15 protein-coding genes are annotated in these 16113 nt (G+C 73.1%); 7 read left to right on the top strand and 8 right to left on the bottom strand.

Translation table 11 applies throughout. The features are described 5' to 3' along the window. Positions 1 to 244: 244 nt before the first annotated feature. The 3 genes from NJC10_RS05220 to pth all read left to right on the top strand — a co-directional run bounded on the left by NJC10_RS05220 (position 245) and on the right by pth (position 2875). Entirely contained in the window at positions 245 to 1366 is a 1122-nt protein-coding gene (locus tag NJC10_RS05220) for a hypothetical protein (protein ID WP_319075195.1), read from the top strand. 258 nt (positions 1367 to 1624) lie between these two features. Next, positions 1625 to 2296, top strand: coding sequence for a 50S ribosomal protein L25/general stress protein Ctc (locus NJC10_RS05215; RefSeq protein ID WP_298714218.1), 672 nt, complete (start codon positions 1625 to 1627; stop codon positions 2294 to 2296). A gap of 6 nt (positions 2297 to 2302) precedes the next feature. Next, positions 2303 to 2875 carry an aminoacyl-tRNA hydrolase gene (gene pth / locus NJC10_RS05210; RefSeq protein WP_319075031.1) on the top strand — a complete coding sequence of 191 codons (573 nt, stop codon included), beginning with the start codon at positions 2303 to 2305 and terminating at the stop codon, positions 2873 to 2875. Between the two features lie 8 nt (positions 2876 to 2883). On the opposite strand, the gene NJC10_RS05205 is transcribed toward pth, so the two are convergent. Continuing rightward, a complete protein-coding gene (locus tag NJC10_RS05205) occupies positions 2884 to 3567 on the bottom strand; it encodes a phosphotyrosine protein phosphatase (RefSeq protein WP_319075029.1) in 684 nt (227 codons plus the stop codon). Next, complete coding sequence (locus NJC10_RS05200; RefSeq protein ID WP_298714226.1) at positions 3567 to 4082, bottom strand: DUF2505 domain-containing protein; 516 nt, start codon at positions 4080 to 4082, stop codon at positions 3567 to 3569. The genes NJC10_RS05205 and NJC10_RS05200 overlap by 1 nt, the downstream gene beginning before the upstream one ends. Before the next feature lie 169 nt (positions 4083 to 4251). Between NJC10_RS05200 and NJC10_RS05195 the strand changes: the two genes are divergently transcribed. After that, on the top strand, positions 4252 to 5361 hold the full coding sequence (locus NJC10_RS05195; RefSeq protein ID WP_319075027.1) for a MauE/DoxX family redox-associated membrane protein: 1110 nt from the start codon (positions 4252 to 4254) through the stop codon (positions 5359 to 5361). Next, positions 5358 to 9017: a transcription-repair coupling factor gene (gene mfd / locus NJC10_RS05190; protein ID WP_319075026.1), complete on the top strand. Its 3660-nt coding sequence runs from the start codon at positions 5358 to 5360 to the stop codon at positions 9015 to 9017. The genes NJC10_RS05195 and mfd overlap by 4 nt, the downstream gene beginning before the upstream one ends. Positions 9018 to 9045: 28 nt before the next feature. On the opposite strand, the gene NJC10_RS05185 is transcribed toward mfd, so the two are convergent. After that, positions 9046 to 9405 (bottom strand): PqqD family protein, encoded by a 360-nt coding sequence (locus NJC10_RS05185; protein ID WP_319075024.1) that lies wholly within the window; start codon positions 9403 to 9405, stop codon positions 9046 to 9048. After that, the gene (locus NJC10_RS05180) at positions 9395 to 10282 is read right to left on the bottom strand and encodes a nucleotidyltransferase family protein (protein WP_319075022.1); all 888 of its coding nucleotides are present in this window, start codon (positions 10280 to 10282) and stop codon (positions 9395 to 9397) included. Before NJC10_RS05180 ends, NJC10_RS05185 begins: the two co-directional genes overlap by 11 nt. Before the next feature lie 229 nt (positions 10283 to 10511). On the opposite strand from NJC10_RS05180, the gene NJC10_RS05175 reads away from it, so the two are divergent. Beyond that, the gene (locus NJC10_RS05175; RefSeq protein WP_319075020.1) at positions 10512 to 11066 is read left to right on the top strand and encodes a hypothetical protein; all 555 of its coding nucleotides are present in this window, start codon (positions 10512 to 10514) and stop codon (positions 11064 to 11066) included. A gap of 151 nt (positions 11067 to 11217) precedes the next feature. Here the strand turns inward: NJC10_RS05175 and NJC10_RS05170 are convergent, their stop codons facing one another. After that, complete coding sequence (locus NJC10_RS05170; RefSeq protein ID WP_319075018.1) at positions 11218 to 12678, bottom strand: polysaccharide biosynthesis tyrosine autokinase; 1461 nt, start codon at positions 12676 to 12678, stop codon at positions 11218 to 11220. A 136-nt stretch (positions 12679 to 12814) separates the two neighbouring features. On the opposite strand from NJC10_RS05170, the gene NJC10_RS05165 reads away from it, so the two are divergent. Next, complete coding sequence (locus tag NJC10_RS05165) at positions 12815 to 14116, top strand: O-antigen ligase family protein (protein ID WP_319075016.1); 1302 nt, start codon at positions 12815 to 12817, stop codon at positions 14114 to 14116. Between the two features lie 92 nt (positions 14117 to 14208). On the opposite strand, the gene NJC10_RS05160 is transcribed toward NJC10_RS05165, so the two are convergent. The 3 genes from NJC10_RS05160 to deoC form a co-directional block, all read right to left on the bottom strand. Beyond that, entirely contained in the window at positions 14209 to 14901 is a 693-nt protein-coding gene (locus NJC10_RS05160) for a phosphotyrosine protein phosphatase (protein ID WP_319075014.1), read from the bottom strand. Between the two features lie 133 nt (positions 14902 to 15034). Continuing rightward, complete coding sequence (locus NJC10_RS05155; RefSeq protein ID WP_319075012.1) at positions 15035 to 15364, bottom strand: hypothetical protein; 330 nt, start codon at positions 15362 to 15364, stop codon at positions 15035 to 15037. Between the two features lie 49 nt (positions 15365 to 15413). Then, positions 15414 to 16091 carry a deoxyribose-phosphate aldolase gene (gene deoC, locus NJC10_RS05150; RefSeq protein WP_319075194.1) on the bottom strand — a complete coding sequence of 226 codons (678 nt, stop codon included), beginning with the start codon at positions 16089 to 16091 and terminating at the stop codon, positions 15414 to 15416. Between the last annotated feature and the right edge of the window lie 22 nt (positions 16092 to 16113).

Genomic DNA, 16113 nt, shown 5'->3' with positions numbered 1-16113 from the left:
GGGGCGTCAGCCCGCCGCCGTCAGAAAGAAAGGGTGCCGACGCATGGTCGCGACCCCTCCGCCGTCAGCCTCCGTGACGAATCTCACCCTGACCAGCGGCGACGGATCCCGGGCGGCCGCGGGTGTCTCGCGGTCTGGCCGCCCGAGGCGCCTCCCGGGCCTGGCCCCGGCTCCGCAGGCGGCGTGGACGGCCTCGGCCTGGAACCCGCTGGTCTCCAGCGCGTCCCCCCGCCTCCTGGACGTGATGCTCGGAGCCGGCCTCATGATGGAGGCGGTGCCCGGATGGACCGTCGGAATCCCCTTCCCCGAGATGTGCGCCATCCTCCTGCTGGCGGTGGCGGCCTTCCGTCCGCCGCGGCGCGACCTCTCCCGGTTCGGGCTCGTAGCGGTGGCGGCGGCAGCGCTCCTCGTCTATCTCGTCGTCGTCACCCTCATGAACGACCTCGACCCGCTGCGGCGCGGCGTGCGCATCATGGTCCTGATGCTGTTCATCGTGGCCATCGCTGAGGAGCGCCTCGACGTACGGGGGCTGCTGCAGGGCATGGCCATGGGCGGGCTGATCAACGTGCCGCTCTTCTACGCCGGCCTCGTCTCCCGGGACTACGGCTCCTACCTGACGGGCTTCCTGGGGGACAAGAACGTCGCCGGGCTGTTCTATGCGCTCATCGGGCCGCTCCTCGTCTCGACCGTCCAGCGGACGTGGGTGAAGGCCGCCATCCTGGCCGCGGCGTTCGGGCTCACGTTCCTCACCGGCTCCCGGACGTCGCTCGCGGCGCTCGCGTGCGCCACCCTGTGGATCCTCCTGACGCCGTACCTCGGCCGGGTGATGCGGCTGGGCCTGCTGTGGGGCATGGCCCAGCTGGTGACCTTCGCCGAGGAGAACCTCGCCACCCTCTCCGTGTTCGGGGACCGCACGGGAACGGACTGGTTCCGCGAGCAGATCCATGCGGCGGCGCAGGCCAAGACCGCCGCGGCCCCGTGGTACGGCTCAGGGCTCAGCACCGCCGTCGTCGACCTGGAGCAGGGGCAGTTCTTCTACCACAACTCCTACTGGGCGCTGATCACGGAGGGCGGCTGGGTCTTCCTCCTGGCCGTGGTGGGGGCCTATGTCCTGGTGTGTCTGCGCCCGTTCACGCAGACACGACGCACGCCGTCGCGGGTGGCTCTGGAGGCCGCAGCGGTCGTCATCCTCGTGACCTCGCTCCAGCTCGGCGAGGTCTTCATCACGATCTACGGAGCTCTCGCCCTGGGGATGGGCCTGCTCCTGGCCGCCCACGAGGCGGAGACGGCGCAGACGGGGACCTCGTCCCGCACCGCCCGCATCGTGGAGCAGGCCCGGCGGGACCGGCTGCGCGGCCTCGCGTGAGCGCGTCTCCAGCTCGCCCGCTCGGGTCGCCCGCTCGGGTCGCCCGCTCGGGTCGCCCGCCGTCGTCCGCTCCAGCCCCGGCTCTCCCACCGCCGGTGGTATCCTGATCCGGTTGCCCAGGCGAGGGAGCGCTGCTCCGTGATCGACGAGGCCGCCGCGCCGTCCCGGTGAGCTCCGCTCCCGACGGCCCGGCACCCTTCCTGGCCACATCCGCGCCCCGCACCCGGGGCGGGGACAAGAACACCAGAGGAGGACACCATGTCTGACAAGATCAAGATCAAGGTCACCCGCCGCACCGACTTCGGCAAGGGGGCCGCCCGCCAGGCCCGCCGCGCCGGCCAGATCCCCGCGGTCGTGTACGGCCACGGCGCCGATCCCATCCACCTGCTGCTGCCGGCCCGCGAGACCACGCTGGCCGTCCGCAACCCCAACGCCCTGCTCACCGTGGTGAGCGAGGCCGGCGAGGAGCACATGGTGCTCCCCAAGGACATCCAGCGCCACGCCCTGAAGGACACCGTGGAGCACCTGGACCTCATCGAGGTCCGCCGCGGCGAGAAGGTCGTCGTGGACGTCACCGTGCACGTGGAGGGCGAGGTCGCCCAGGGCAACGAGTACGTGCTCGACTACCCCACCGTGCCGGTCGAGGCCGAGGCCACCCACCTGCCCGAGTCCGTCTCGATCTCCGTCGAGGGCCGCGAGGCCGGCGAGCACGTGTACGCCACCGACGTGCAGGTCCCCGCCGGCTCCGTGCTGCAGCTCGACGACGAGATCGTCATCGCGACCGTCTCCGAGGTCGTCGAGCAGGACCTGGGCGACGAGTCCGTCCAGGAGGAGCAGGCCGCCGAGGGCGGGGAGTCGGCCGAGGGTGCCGAGGGCGAGTCCGAGGGCGGCGAGCCCGCCGAGGGCGACGCCGAGAAGTCCGAGGACTGATCCGCCGTGACGGGCACGCACCTGATCATGGGCCTCGGCAACCCAGGGCCCGAGTACGAGCGCACCCGTCACAACATCGGCCACATGGTGGCGGGTGAGCTCGCCTCCCGCATGGGAAGCGGGTTCACCCGCCACAAGGCCGGCGCCGCGGTGGCCACGGGCCGGCTCGGCATCGGTGGGCCCCGCGTGGTGCTGGCGATGTCCACCGGGTACATGAACACCTCCGGCGGCCCCACGTCCGCCCTCCTGAAGTTCTACGGCCTGGAGCCGGCGGACCTCGTGGTGGTGCACGACGAGCTGGACATCCCCTTCGACACGCTGCGCCTGAAGCGCGGCGGGGGAGAGGGCGGCCACAACGGCCTGAAGTCCATCACCAGGTCGATCGGCACGCCGGACTACTTCCGCGTCCGCGCCGGCATCGGCCGTCCGCCCGGCCGCATGGACGTGGCCGACTTCGTGCTGCGTCCCTTCACCTCCGAGGAGCAGAAGGCGCTGCCCTTCCACGTGGACCGCGCCGCGGACGCCGTCGAGAAGCTCCTGGCCGACGGGCTGGAGGCCGCCCAGCAGTCGTTCCACTGAGCCGGCGCTCAGCCCTCCGAGGGGGACAGCGCCCGGGTGAGCGCACGGGCGATCTCCTCGATGGCGGGGTCCATGACGTCGGCCATCTCGGCGTAGGCCGAGTCGGGGAGCCCGTACGGATCCCGGATGTCCAGTGCGCCGGCACCCGCGCGCACCCGTGCGCGCTCGCGCCCCGCGCGGGCCACCAGGTCTGGGAGCTCGATCCCCGCGATGTCCTCGCTCACCTCCGCGCCGGCCTGCGCCCTCTTCCGGATCGAGCGCAGGATCGCGGCGAACTCCAGCACGGTGAAGGTGCGGTGGGCGGCCCGGGGCGCGTCCTGCAGCACGGCGGGGCGGTGCCGCTGGGACGCCACGAGCACCAGGTCGGCGTGCTGCACCGCGGGCGCCACGAGCGGCGCGGGACGGTGCTCCGCCAAGCCGGGCACACCCCGCTGCTCCGCGATCTCCAGGAGGGGCGGGGGCACCGTGAGGGCCCGGTCGGGAGCCGTGCCCAGGCTGGCCACCTCGACCCGGCCGGGCACCCGCGCGTCGAGCTCGGCCTGGAGCGCGTGTGCCCCATAGGCCGAGCGGCAGATGTTCCCCGTGCACACGAGGAGCACGGCGCCCGGGGCCGCGCCCGCCGAATGCCGCGCGGAGCGGCGGGGGGCAGGCGCGGGCCCGGGCCGGGTGAGGCGGAAGGGGGGAAGGGGCATCAGGCCTGGGAGGGCTGACCGCCGCGCTCGATCCACGCGGTGATCGCGCGGGCCTGGCGGTCCACCACCTTGCCCACCATGGGCTCGGCCTTGGCGGCCAGCTTGGAGCCCACCAGCGGGATCTTGCACACCAGGGTGCCGTCCACGGCGAACTGGCTGCCCTCGCCGGCGGCGGCCAGGCGCAGGGTGCCGTCCGCGGTCGCCTTGGCGGCGGGGACGGTGATGGTGGTGGTGCCGGTGCGGGAGCCGTCCGCGGCGGGGGCGCCCCAGCGCTCCACCTGCTCCACCTGCAGCGAGCCGCCGATGACCTTGCGGGCCATGTCCGGCAGGCGGTCCGCGGGCGCGGAGCGCACCGTGGTGACGGTCATCTCGCCCTCGGGGGACCCGGTCACGGAGAAGGAGACCAGCGCGCCGCCGAAGGACTCCACCACGGAGCGGTGGAAGTCCTCGGAGACGAGGGCCTCGGCCACGGCGGCCGGGGGGTGCGGAATGGACTGCTGAGCGGAAAAGGCCACGGTCTCTCCTGTGGGTTCGGCCGCCGGGAGGGCGGCGTGCGTCGACGCCTCAGCCTATATGCTGGCAGTCGCGTTCCGGGCGGTGCGAGGCACGCTCATCGGCGCCTCCGGGGCCCGTGGACGCCCGTTCCGCACACGCTCTCCCCCTCCTCGAAGAAGGTGCGCCCGAATGCCGGCACTGTGGGCCCTGGCCGTGATCATGCTCTGCAGCGGGGTGGCCACGCTGCGCTCCCGGGAGGACGTGGGGGAGACCTTCCGGCGCCTCAAGGTGCCGCGTCCCTTCGACGCCCCGGCGCTCGCCCGCGCCTTCCCGTACCTGGAGCTCCTCCTGGCCGTGGGGCTCGTGCAGCCCTTCACCGTGCTGCGCCCGTTCGTGGGCGTGGCCGCCGTCGCGCTGTTCGTGGTGTTCCTCCTCCTGGTGCTGCGCGCCAAGGGCGACGGCGTCTCGTGCGGCTGCTTCGGCGAGGCCTCGGCCGCGCCGATCTCCGGGACCACCGTGGCCCGCAACATCCTCTTCCTCGCGCTCGCCGTCATGGCCCTGGCAGAGGGCGTGCTCACCCTCGTGCGGCTCGGCGGCACCGTGAACTGGCTCCCGCTGGACGCCTTCGGCCCCGCCGCGTGGGCCTGGGCCCTCGTCGTGGTCCTGCTGCTCGCCGCCGCCGCGCTCCTGGTGGGCCGGGAGTCCGTGCCCTCGGCCGATGACGGCGCGCACCCGGACAGCGTGCACCCGGCCGGTGCCGGCCTCGACGGCGCCCACCCGGCCGACGCCGGCCTCGGCGGCGCCCACCCGGACGACGCCGACCCGGACGACGCCGACCTCGACGACCCGCCGCGCCTGCCCTTCGGCGACGCCGTCGTGATCCAGGACGGCCACTACGTGGGCCTGCACCAGCTCGTCTCCCAGCACGCGGTGGTGGCGCTGCGCCTCTCCACGGGCTGCGGATCGTGCTCCTCCGTGATCGCCCGCCTGCCCGAGTTCCAGGGCGCCCTCGGCCCCGTGCAGCTGCGCGTGCTCATGCCCCAGCACTCTCCCGAGGCGCTGACCCCCGCGAGCCTCGGCGCCATCCCCCCGGAGCTCGTCCTCGGGGACCCGGGCGGCATGGCCGCCTCCGCCGTCGGCCTGACCCGCTTCCCCATGGCCGTGCTGCTGGGCACGGACCACCTCACCGCAGGCGGCCCCGTGGGCGGGGCGCAGGACGTGCTCGACTTCCTCGAGGAGATCAGGGACATCATGACCACCGAGCTGCCCGCCCTCGACGCCGCCGAGGCCACCGCGTGAGCGCGGCCGCCCCCGTCCTCGCCGGACTCCTGCCGCTGCTGGGCGGCGAGCGCGCGTTCGAGGCCGCCGTCGCCTCCGCCGCCCGCCCCCTGGACGCGCGCGGCACGGAGCTGGAGATCGGCCTGCCCGACGGCGCCCGCGCCCCGCTCTTCGCCCTCCTCGCCGACGCGCTGGGCACGGCTCACGCCGCCGACGCGGCCGTGCTGGTGGTCACCGCCACCACGCGCGAGGCCGAGGACCTCATGGCCGACCTCGCCGCGTGGATGCCCGCGGGCTCCGCCGCCCTGTTCCCCTCCTGGGAGACCCTGCCGCACGAGCGGCTCTCCCCGCGCTCGGACACCGTGGGCGCCCGGCTGGCCGTCCTGCGCCGCCTGGCCCACCCGGAGGCGGAGGGGCAGTCGCCGCTGCGCGTCGTCGTCGCCCCCGTGCGCGCCGTGCTCCAGCCGCTCGTGGCCGGCCTCGGGGACCTGGCCCCTGTGAGCCTGCGCGTGGGGCAGGAGGCGGACTTCGAGGAGACCGTGGCCGCGCTCGCGGACGCCGCCTACGCCCGCGTGGACATGGTGTCCCGGCGCGGGGAGTTCGCGGTGCGCGGCGGGCTGATCGACGTGTTCCCGCCGACGGCGGACCACCCGCTGCGCGTGGAGTTCTTCGGGGACGAGGTGGAGCAGATGCGCTTCTTCTCCGTGGCCGACCAGCGCTCCCTCCAGGACACGTCCGGCGACGGCACCGGCCACCCCACCGAGCTGCACGCCCCGCCGTGCCGCGAGCTGCTGATCACGGACCACGTGCGCGCCAAGGCCCGCGAGCTGCAGGTGCGCCTGCCAGGGGCGGCGGACATGCTCGAGCGGATCGCCGAGGGCGTGGCCGTGGAGGGCATGGAGTCCCTCTCCCCGCTGCTGGCCGAGGCCATGACCTCCGTGCCGGCCCAGCTGCCGGAGGGCTCGCTCACCGTGCTCGTGGAGCCCGAGCGCATCCGCGGACGTGCGGACGACCTGCTGGCCACCAATGAGGAGTTCCTCCACGCCGCGTGGGCCGGCGCCGCCCAGGGCGCGGCCGCTCCCGTGGACCTGGCCGAGCTCGACCAGTCCGCCGCCGGCGGCTTCCTCTCCGTGGCCGAGCTGCGCGAGGAGTCGCTGACCCGGCGCCAGGGGTTCTGGTCCACCACCGCCCTCTCCTCGGACGAGGAGCTGCTGCCGGACGCCGCCACCCTGCGCTCCTCACTCGGCGTGCCGAAGACCTTCGCGGGGGACATGGCCGCCATGGTGGCCCACACGCGCACGCGCCTCGCCGAGGGCTGGCATGCCGTGCTGCTCACGGACGGCCCGGGCTCGGCCCGCCGGGTCGCCGAGCTGCACGCCGACGCCGGGCTCACCGCGTCGGTGGTGACCGGTCCCGTGCCCGCCGTGCCCGCGGCGGGCCAGGTCACGGTGGCCGCGGCCGCCGTCGGGACGGGCTTCACGGTGCCCGAGGCCAAGCTGGCCCTGATCACCGAGCAGGACCTGTTCGGCCGCCACCGCACGCAGGGCACGCGCGCCGCGGGCGCGCCGCTGGCCCGCAAGCGGCGCAACGCCGTGGACCCGCTGACCCTGCAGCCCGGCGACCACGTGGTGCACTCCCAGCACGGGATCGCCCGCTTCGTGGAGCTGCAGCGCCGCAAGGTGACCGGCGGGCCGCGCACCGCGCCGGGGTCCGAGGAGTCCTACCGCGAGTACCTGGTGCTGGAGTACGCCTCCTCCAAGCGGGGTGCTCCGGGGGACCGGCTGTTCGTGCCCACGGACCAGCTGGACCTCATCACCGCCTACGTGGGCGGCGAGGCGCCGGCGCTGTCCAAGATGGGCGGCTCGGACTGGGCGCAGACGAAGTCCAAGGCCAAGCGGGCCACCAAGGAGATCGCGGGCGAGCTGATCCGCCTCTACTCGGCGCGCATGGCCTCACGCGGGCACGCCTTCGGCCCGGACACCCCGTGGCAGGGCGAGCTGGAGGAGGCGTTCCCGTTCATCGAGACGCCGGACCAGCTGACCACCATCGAGGAGGTCAAGAAGGACATGGAGGCCGAGGTGCCCATGGACCGCCTGGTCTCCGGCGACGTCGGCTTCGGCAAGACCGAGGTGGCCGTGCGCGCCGCGTTCAAGGCGGTGCAGGACGGCAAGCAGGTGGCCGTGCTGGTGCCCACCACGCTGCTGGCCCGCCAGCACCACGAGACGTTCACGGACCGCTTCGCCGGCTTCCCCGTGCAGGTGGCCGCGCTCTCCCGCTTCCAGACCGCCAAGGAGTCCAAGGAGGTGCTGGCCGGGCTGGCCTCCGGTGAGGTGGACGTGGTGATCGGCACGCACCGCCTGCTCTCGGACCAGGTGCAGTTCAAGGACCTGGGCCTCGTGATCGTGGACGAGGAGCAGCGCTTCGGCGTGGAGCACAAGGAGGCGCTCAAGAAGATGCGCACCAATGTGGACGTGCTGGCCATGTCCGCCACGCCCATCCCGCGCACCCTCGAGATGTCCCTGACGGGCATCCGCGAGACCTCCACGCTGGCCACCGCCCCGGAGGAGCGGCACCCCGTGCTCACCTCCGTGGGCCCGTACACGGACCAGCAGGTCACCGCGGCCATCCGCCGCGAGCTCATGCGCGAGGGCCAGGTGTTCTACGTGCACAACCGCGTCACCACGATCGACAAGGTGGCCAAGCGGATCGCGGACCTCGTGCCAGAGGCGCGGATCGCCGTCGCCCACGGCAAGATGACCGAGTCCCGCCTCGAGCAGATCATGGTGGACTTCTGGGAGCGGAAGTTCGACGTGCTCGTCTCCACCACCATCATCGAGACCGGCCTGGACATCGCCAACGCCAACACCCTGATCGTGGAGGACGCGCACCGCTACGGCCTGAGCCAGCTGCACCAGCTGCGCGGCCGTGTGGGCCGCGGGCGCGAGCGCGCCTACGCCTACTTCCTCTACGACCCGCAGAAGCCCCTCGGCGAGGTGGCCCTCGAGCGGCTCAAGGCCGTGGCCCTGCACAACGAGCTCGGCGCCGGCATGCAGCTGGCCATGAAGGACCTCGAGATCCGCGGCGCCGGCAACCTGCTGGGCGGCGAGCAGTCCGGGCACATCGCCGGCGTGGGGTTCGACCTCTACCTGCGCATGGTGGGCGAGGCCGTGGCCGACTTCAAGGGCGAGGAGGACACCACTCCCGCCGAGGTGAAGGTGGAGCTGCCCGTCAACGCGCACCTGCCGCACGACTACGTGCCGGGGGAGCGGCTGCGCCTCGAGATGTACCGGGCGCTGGCCAAGGCCAACGACGACGCCGCGATCGACGCCGTGGTGGAGGAGATGAAGGACCGCTACGGCGAGCCGCCGGAGCCCGCCCAGGCCCTCGTGGCGGTGGCCCGGTTCCGCAACCGGGCCCGGGCCGCGGGCGTCACCGAGGTGATGCTGCTGGGGCAGAACGTGAAGTTCGGCCCCGCTGCGGACCTGCCGGAGTCCCGCCGGCTGCGCCTGGCCCGCATGTACAAGGGCGCCCAGGTGAAGCCAGGGATCAACGCCGTGCTCATCCCGCGGCCCAAGACCAAGCCGGTCATGGGCCAGGACCTCGTGGACGCCCCGCTCCTGGAGTGGGCGGACCAGGTGGTCAGCGCGGTGTTCGCGCCGGAGGGCGCCGCGGGCTGAGGCGCGGCGGGACGGGGCGGCCCCGGGCTCAGGCCCGGGCGACCACGCCGTGCTGCTCGAGCAGGGCGAGGAAGGCGGAGACGTCCGCGGCGATCGACTCGGGGGCCATGCCGGCGGCGCGGGCGACCTCGGCCACGAGGTCCTCCTCCGTCCACGGGGTGAGCGGGGGAGCGGCGATGTCCTCCGCTGGGGTGCGGCCCTCGACGAGGACCTCCCACACGAGCGAACCCGTGGCGCTGAGGCGCAGCGGGATGCCCTCGGCCATGCCCATCACGACGGCGTCGTCGTCCGCCGAGCGCGTCCACGCGGTGTCTGGGTCCACGCGCCACGTGGCGGGGGCGGCGGCGGCGGTCGCGGTGTCAGCGGGTCGGAGCTGCTCAGCGGCCACGGGACACGGCCTTCGCTCGGATCCATCCGGCCAGGGTGCCCATGCGGTGGGCCTGCTCGCGGAGGATGTCCGCGCGCGTCGGCGGGCGACCGAGCCGCATCTGGAGGTGGGGCCGGTTCACGGGGAGGGTGTGCAGCACGAGCGCGGCCCGCTCGCGGGTGGACTCGGCCGCGCGCCAGCGCGTGGTGAACAGCTGCATGCCGCTCTCCTGAGAACGGAGCGCGGTGAAGAGGGTGAGGTCGTGCTCGTCCATGCCGACGGCGTCCTCGTCCGTGGCCACGTGCCACGCGGCCGTCGCACCGAGGACCTCGGCCTGCTCGCGCACCTCCGTCCATTCGGGATCGCTGAGGGTCTCGCGGAGGTGGGCGACGTCGGCGACGCCGCGGTAGGGGTCCCGCGCACCGTGCACCAGCACGATGAGGCGCTGGTGGCGCAGGCTCGGGACGGGCACGGCCCTGCCGGCGATGACGCGCGTGCGGTGTTCGGCCCAGAGCTGTTCGAACGTCCGCTCGTCCGAGGATCCCAGCCCGGGGAAGAGCCGGTGGACGTCCACGTAGCCGAGGTGGTCGTGCCACAGGGTGGCGGCGTGCTCGAAGATCGAGCCCTCCGAGAACGCGGCGACCGTGTTCCAGCCCTGGTCCGTCAGCAGGTCCAGGACGTGCTCCGCCTCCGACGGGTGGACCAGGAGGTCCACGTCTGAGCTGGAGCGAGCCTCGCGGTAGACGCCGGGATCCATGGCGTAGCCCTTCACGTGAAGCCCGCGGACCTCGTTCTGCTCGAGGATGTGCGCGATGCGCGCGTGCGCCAGGTGGACGCGCGCGCGAAGCTCGAGGGGCGGCACGGCATCGACCTGGGAGGAAGGGGAGACGCCGGTCATGGATCTCAGACTAGTGGAGCGAGTGGGGAGCGGTGGTGCCCGAATGTTGCCGATTCGTTACCGTGTTTTCCACCTGGTCGCTAGTGGCATCCGTGGTATGCGTCTAGACTCCTGAATGGAGCTCCACAGCTGAAACACATGTCTCGGCGGTGTAGGGCTCTCTACGGCTGGACGTCCTCGACGGCGTTCCGGCCCTCTAGACCTCGACCCGACCTGAGTGGAGCTCCACATGAACACCCCCTCTTCCATCTCCCGCCGCAAGGTGACCACTGGCATCGCCTGGTCCGTCCCCGCCGTGGCCGCCGTGGCCGCCGCCCCCTTCGCTGCCGCGTCGCCGGTCATCTGCCCCAAGGTCTCGGGTGTCGGCGGCGCCATCAAGTTCCCGGGCAACAGCAAGATCGAAGGCCTCAAGCATGCCTACGGCTTCGACGTCACCCTCACCAACGACACCTCCGAGACCATCGTGATCTCCGGCGGTTCCACCTACATCGAGTTCAAGAAGTTCGGCAACAAGTCCGGTGCCCCCCTGCTCTACACCGCCGATCCGTGCAAGGGTGGCGTGCCGATCGAGTCCGGCAGCGACCTGCTGACGCTCGAGCCCGGTGAGAAGCTTACGTTGTTCTTCGTCGTGACCAACACCGGCAACTCCGCGAACGACTCCGGTTGCATCTACGCCACCTTCAACGTCTCTCTCGTCGGTGGCCAGCCGGTCGACACCGATTACTGCGAGGTCATCGTCGTTCCCAAGGTGTGCTTCAACGACACCCCGCCGCAGGGCTGCTGATTCCAGCACTCTCGATGGAGGGCCCCGCCACCCGGCGGGGCCCTCTCGCGTCGCCCCACGGATGTGCAGTGCGCGCTGGACTGGGGCGCAGACGGCGGTGCCGGTTCCCCTCGATGGGGAACCGGCGCCACCCACAAGGCCCAGGTCCAAGTCAGTCGACGGCGTGCGATCCCGCCGCGGGAGCCTCCGGATGCGGGGGAGCCGGCTGGACGGACGCATCGCGTGCCACCCGGGCGGCCCGGCGGCCTGAGCGGGCGAGCCGGGACTGACGCGGCGCCTGGTAGTACGAGTCGTACGAGTCACCATGCGCGGAGTAGCCGCCGCCGTAGTAGTCCAAGCCGACGCCGGAGGTGGGCGTGCCGTTGAGCACCACGCCGAGCACGCGGGCGTTCACCCCGCCCAGCATGTCCCTGGCCACCTGGAGGTGGTCCTTGCGCGTCTTGCCGTGGCGGACCACCAGCACCGTGCCGTCCACGGCGGCGGCCAGCAGGGTGGAGTCGGTCACGGGGAGCACCGGCGGGGCGTCCACGAGAACCATGTGCGTCTCGGCCAGCGCCGCAAGGAGCTGGCGCATGCGCTCCGAGCCGAGCTGCTCGGAGGGGTTCGGGGGCGTGCGACCGGCCGGCAGGAGCAGGAGGCCGTCGTCGCCCACGGGATGCAGCACGTCCTGGAGCTCCACGTCCCCGTTGAGGACCTCGGAGAGGCCCACGCGGCCCTCCACGCCGAACTGGCTGGCCTGGCGGGGGCGGCGCAGGTCGGCGTCGATGAGGATGACCGGCTGGCCGGCCGCGGCGATGGCCAGGGCCAGGTTGCCGACGACGGTGGACTTGCCCTCACTGGGGTTCGAGCTGGTGAAGGCGATGGTGCGCGGCGGGTCGTCCACCGCGGCGAAGCGCAGGTTGGTGCGCAGCTGGCGGATGGTCTCGGCCACGCGGGGAGAGGGCTCCCCGATGCGGGAGGTGCGCTCGGCCTTCAAGGTCTTGTCCTGCGGGATTGCGCCCAGCAGGCCGGCGCCCGCGCCCACCTGAGCGTCCGTGGTGGTGCGCACGTTCACGTCCAGCATCCGGCGCAGGAAGGCGATCGCCAGGCCGATGAGCCCACCGATGGCCAGCCCGTACAGGATGTTGCGGAGATGGTTGGGGCTGGAAGGCACGGTGGGTGTGAGGGCGTCCTCCATGGCCGTGACCTCCACGTTGGAGGTCGGATCCAGGTTGTTGGCCACCTCGGCCGTCGCCACGAGGGCCGTGTTGGCCAGGTTGGCCGCGTTCGTGGCGTCCGGTGCCGTCGCGGACACGGTGATCAGGTTCGAGCCGGCCACCACCTCGGCGCTGAGGCGGGCCCCGCGCGTGTCCAGGCCCTCTGTCTGCGCGATGCGATCGCGCACCGTGCGGCTGTTGATGAGCGGGATGTAGGACTGCGCCCGGGTCTGGGCCGTCTCCGTGCCGGAGATGCTGGCCTCGCCCTGCACGGTGACGAACCCCGTGGAGGTGGCGGTGTACAGCGTGGGCTGAAGGAGGGAGTACACGAGCCCGGCGAGGGCGCCCACGGTGAGGCACACCAGGAGCACCAGACGGTTCGCGCGCAGGACCTTGAAGAAGTCGAGGATGTTCATGGTGCCCCTGATCGGAGGGATGACGGCTCAGCTCACTCTAACAAGGAGGACAGGTGGGCCACCTCCGCCACTAGGCTGGGCCGTGCGGCGCGGGCCGCCGGCTCGCGAGGGCCGGGCACGGACGAGGAGGGCACGGATGGCGGTGCAGCACCACAGCGCGGGGCCGCTGGAGACGGACCCCCGCCTCGCGGCGGTCTACGCGGCCCGGGCTGAGCAGGCCCGGCGCACTGCGCGGGGCACGTCGGCGTGGACCAGGGAGGACGAGGAGCACGCGCTCGAGCGGGTCCCGCTGCGGATCCCCGAGCTGCTCCTGGGTGCACTGCTGGCCATGGAGGTGTTCGCCATCCCCGTGGGTGGCACGAGCGTTCCCCTCAGCGAGCTCGCCATGATGCTGCTTCTGCTGCTCGCCCTGTGCCGCCGAGCCACGCGGGACGCCTCCGACCTGGGCGTCGTCGCCCTCGCCGCGGGTGCGGTGGCCCTCTTCCTCGCGGTCGTCTCGGTGTCCGTCGGCATCGAGGATCTCGCGTGGATGCGCCGCCTCGTGCGCATCAGTGCCCTGGCCGCCCTGGTGGGGTGCTTCGCCGCGCGGCGCCTGGACCTGCGCTCGGTGCTGTGGGGCCTTCTGGCGGCGATGGCCGTCAACGTCCCGCTGTTCTACGCGGGCGTGGTGCCCGCACCGTACGGCAGCTACCTCACCGGCTTCCTGGGGGACAAGAACGTGGCCGGCCTCTACTACGCGGCCATGCCGGTGCTGGCCGTGGCCTTCGTCCGGTCCCCGCAGCGCCGCGTGATGGTGCTGGCGGCTGCCGCGCCGTGCGTCTTCCTCACGGGCTCGCGCACCTCGATGGCGGGGTTTGCCTGCGCGGTGCTCTGGATGTGGCTCACCCCGCGTCTGGGGCCGGTCTTCCGAATCCTGATCCTGGCCGCCATGGGCTGGGCCGTGACCTTCGCCGAGGAGAACCTCGCCCAGCTGAGCGTCTTCGGCGACCGCACCGGCACGGACCGACTGCGCTCCTGGATCCAGGACGCCACGGCGGTGAAGGCGGCGGAGACCCCGTGGTTCGGCCGGGGCCTGACCGAGGCCTACGTGACCATCGACGATTCCACGTGGCACTACCACAACTCCTACGCGGGTCTCTTCACCGAGGGCGGCTACGTGCTGGTGATCGCCGTGCTCGCGGCCTACCTGTACTTCGGCCTGCGGGTCTTCACCACGCGCCTCCGCACGCCCTCCCGCGTGGCGGTGGAGGCCGCCACCGCGGTCATCTTCGTCACCGCCGCCCAGCTCGGCGAGGTCTTCCTGACCATCCCGGGCATGCTCATCCTGGCCACCGGTGCGAGCCTGGCTCTGCAGGAGAAGGACGCGCCGCTCGAGACCGAGGTCACCGAGCGGCAGCGGGCGAAGGTGCTCCACGACGCCCGCGCCCGCTGGGGCTGACGGCGGCGGCCGACTGACGCCGGCCAGGCCTCAGCCCCGCTCGCCCCGCCTCGCCTGGCTCAGGGCGCCCGACTCAGCTCTGCGTGCCCGCCTCAGCTCCGCGTGCCCGCGCCGCCCACAGCGCGGGCCACGGCGCGGGCCACGGCCTGCGCGATCGCCTCGAGCGCCGGGTCGAGCGCGTCCGCCATCGCCGCGTAGCCGGTCACCGGCCCGCGGAAGGGATCCGGGAGGTCCAGCGGCTCGCCCGTCAGGGCGTCCCGCCGCGCGGCCCAGGCCGTGGTCAGGGCAGGCAGGCCGCCCGCGTCCGGGAGGTCCGTCCCGGCGGCCAGTCGCCCCGCCTCCAGCAGCGTGTACGCCCGCCGCACGGCTCCCGGCTCCTCGCGCAGCACGGCGTCCAGGTGGGCCTCCGTGGCTGTCAGCACGAGGTCCTGCCCCGCCAGCACCCGCGCGGTCAGCTGCCGAGGCCGGTGGCTCAGGAGCGCGTCCATCACCCCGCTGCTCGGCGCCAGGTGAAGGATCTCGTCCGGCACGGCCAGCGCCTGGTTCGGCCCCGTGCCCGCACTCCTCACCTCGGCGCGGCCGGAGCCCAGCAGCTCGTCGAGCCGCGCCTGGAGCACGTGCTGCGCGTAGGCCGAGCGGCAGATGTTGCCCGTGCACACCGTCAGGATGCGCACGGGGGCGGCACCGGTCGCACCGGCCGCGTCGTCGTCGGAACGGTGCGCATCGCCGTCGGGCGTCGGCGCGCCGAAGGGGGAGCGGATGGGCGGTCGGGTGGTCCAGCTCATGGGGTGATCCTTTCGGGGCGAGCCTCCCCGCGGCCAGGGGCGGGCGGATCAGACGCCGAAGGGCGTCCTCCGCGGCACTGCGGTGGACGCCCTTCGGCGGTGTGAGGCGGGGGTGCCGCCCTCAGGGACGGGGTCAGTGACCGCGCGACGCGCCCGCGGCGGTCGAGCCGGCGGAGCCGTGCGTCGTGGTGGTGCCCACGGTGTGCGTGGCGACGGCCGGGGCGCCGTGGATGGCCTGCGTGTGCAGGGTGTCGCCGCGGCCCAGGATGCCCTGCGGGATGAGGAAGGCGATCGTGGCCAGCGCGAGGGCGATCAGGCCCGCGAGCCACGCGTTGTCCAGGCTCCAGAAGCCCATCGCGTACAGCGAGCCGAGGAACAGGCCGAAGGAGAGCAGGAAGAGGAGCACGGAGCTGCCGACGCCGCCCGCGTTCGAGTGGTCGATGGCCTTGCCGTTGCGGATCACGTCATAGCTCCTTCAGCTGCTGGTCTGTCCCCGGAGTCGCCCGGGGGGTTCAGTCGTCCCCCAGGATAGCAAGTGCGGAGCTCGCGCCGATGCGGGTGGCGCCCGCCGCGATCATGGTCAGCGCGTCGGTGCGCGAGCGCACCCCGCCGGACGCCTTCACGCCCATGTCCGGGCCCACCGTGCGTCGCATGAGCGCCACGTACTCGGCGGTGGCGCCGGCCGTGGAGAAGCCCGTGGAGGTCTTGACGAAGTCCGCACCGGCCTCGGCGGCGGCCTCGCACGCGAGCACGATCTGCTCGTCGGTGAGCAGGGCGGTCTCCACGATCACCTTGAGGAGCGCGCCGCCCTCACCCGCGGGGCCCATGGCGTGCGCGGCGTCGGCCACGGCGCGGATGTCCTGCACCAGGCGCTCGCGGTCACCGGCGCGGGCGGCGGCGACGTCGATCACCATGTCCACCTCGTCCGCCCCGTCCTTGATGGCCTGCGTGGCCTCGAACGCCTTGGCCGCCGACGACGTGGCGCCCAGCGGGAAGCCGATGACGGTGCAGGTCAGCACGTCGGAGCCCTCGAGCGCGGCGTGCACGCGGGGCACCCACACCGGGTTCACGCACACGCTCTTGACGCCGGCCTCGCGGGCCTCGGCGACGAGGCGGTCGATGTCCTCGGCGGACGTCTCAGGCTTGAGGGCGGTGGCGTCGATGTACTGGGCCAGCTCGGCGGTGGACAGCTGCGGGAGCGCGGTGTCGGTC

It is taken from the genome of Micrococcus sp. M4NT, assembly GCF_033790745.1.
Taxonomy (GTDB): domain Bacteria; phylum Actinomycetota; class Actinomycetes; order Actinomycetales; family Micrococcaceae; genus Micrococcus.
The sequence above is the reverse complement of the archived record's forward strand: the minus strand, read 5'-3'. Positions and strand labels throughout refer to the sequence as shown.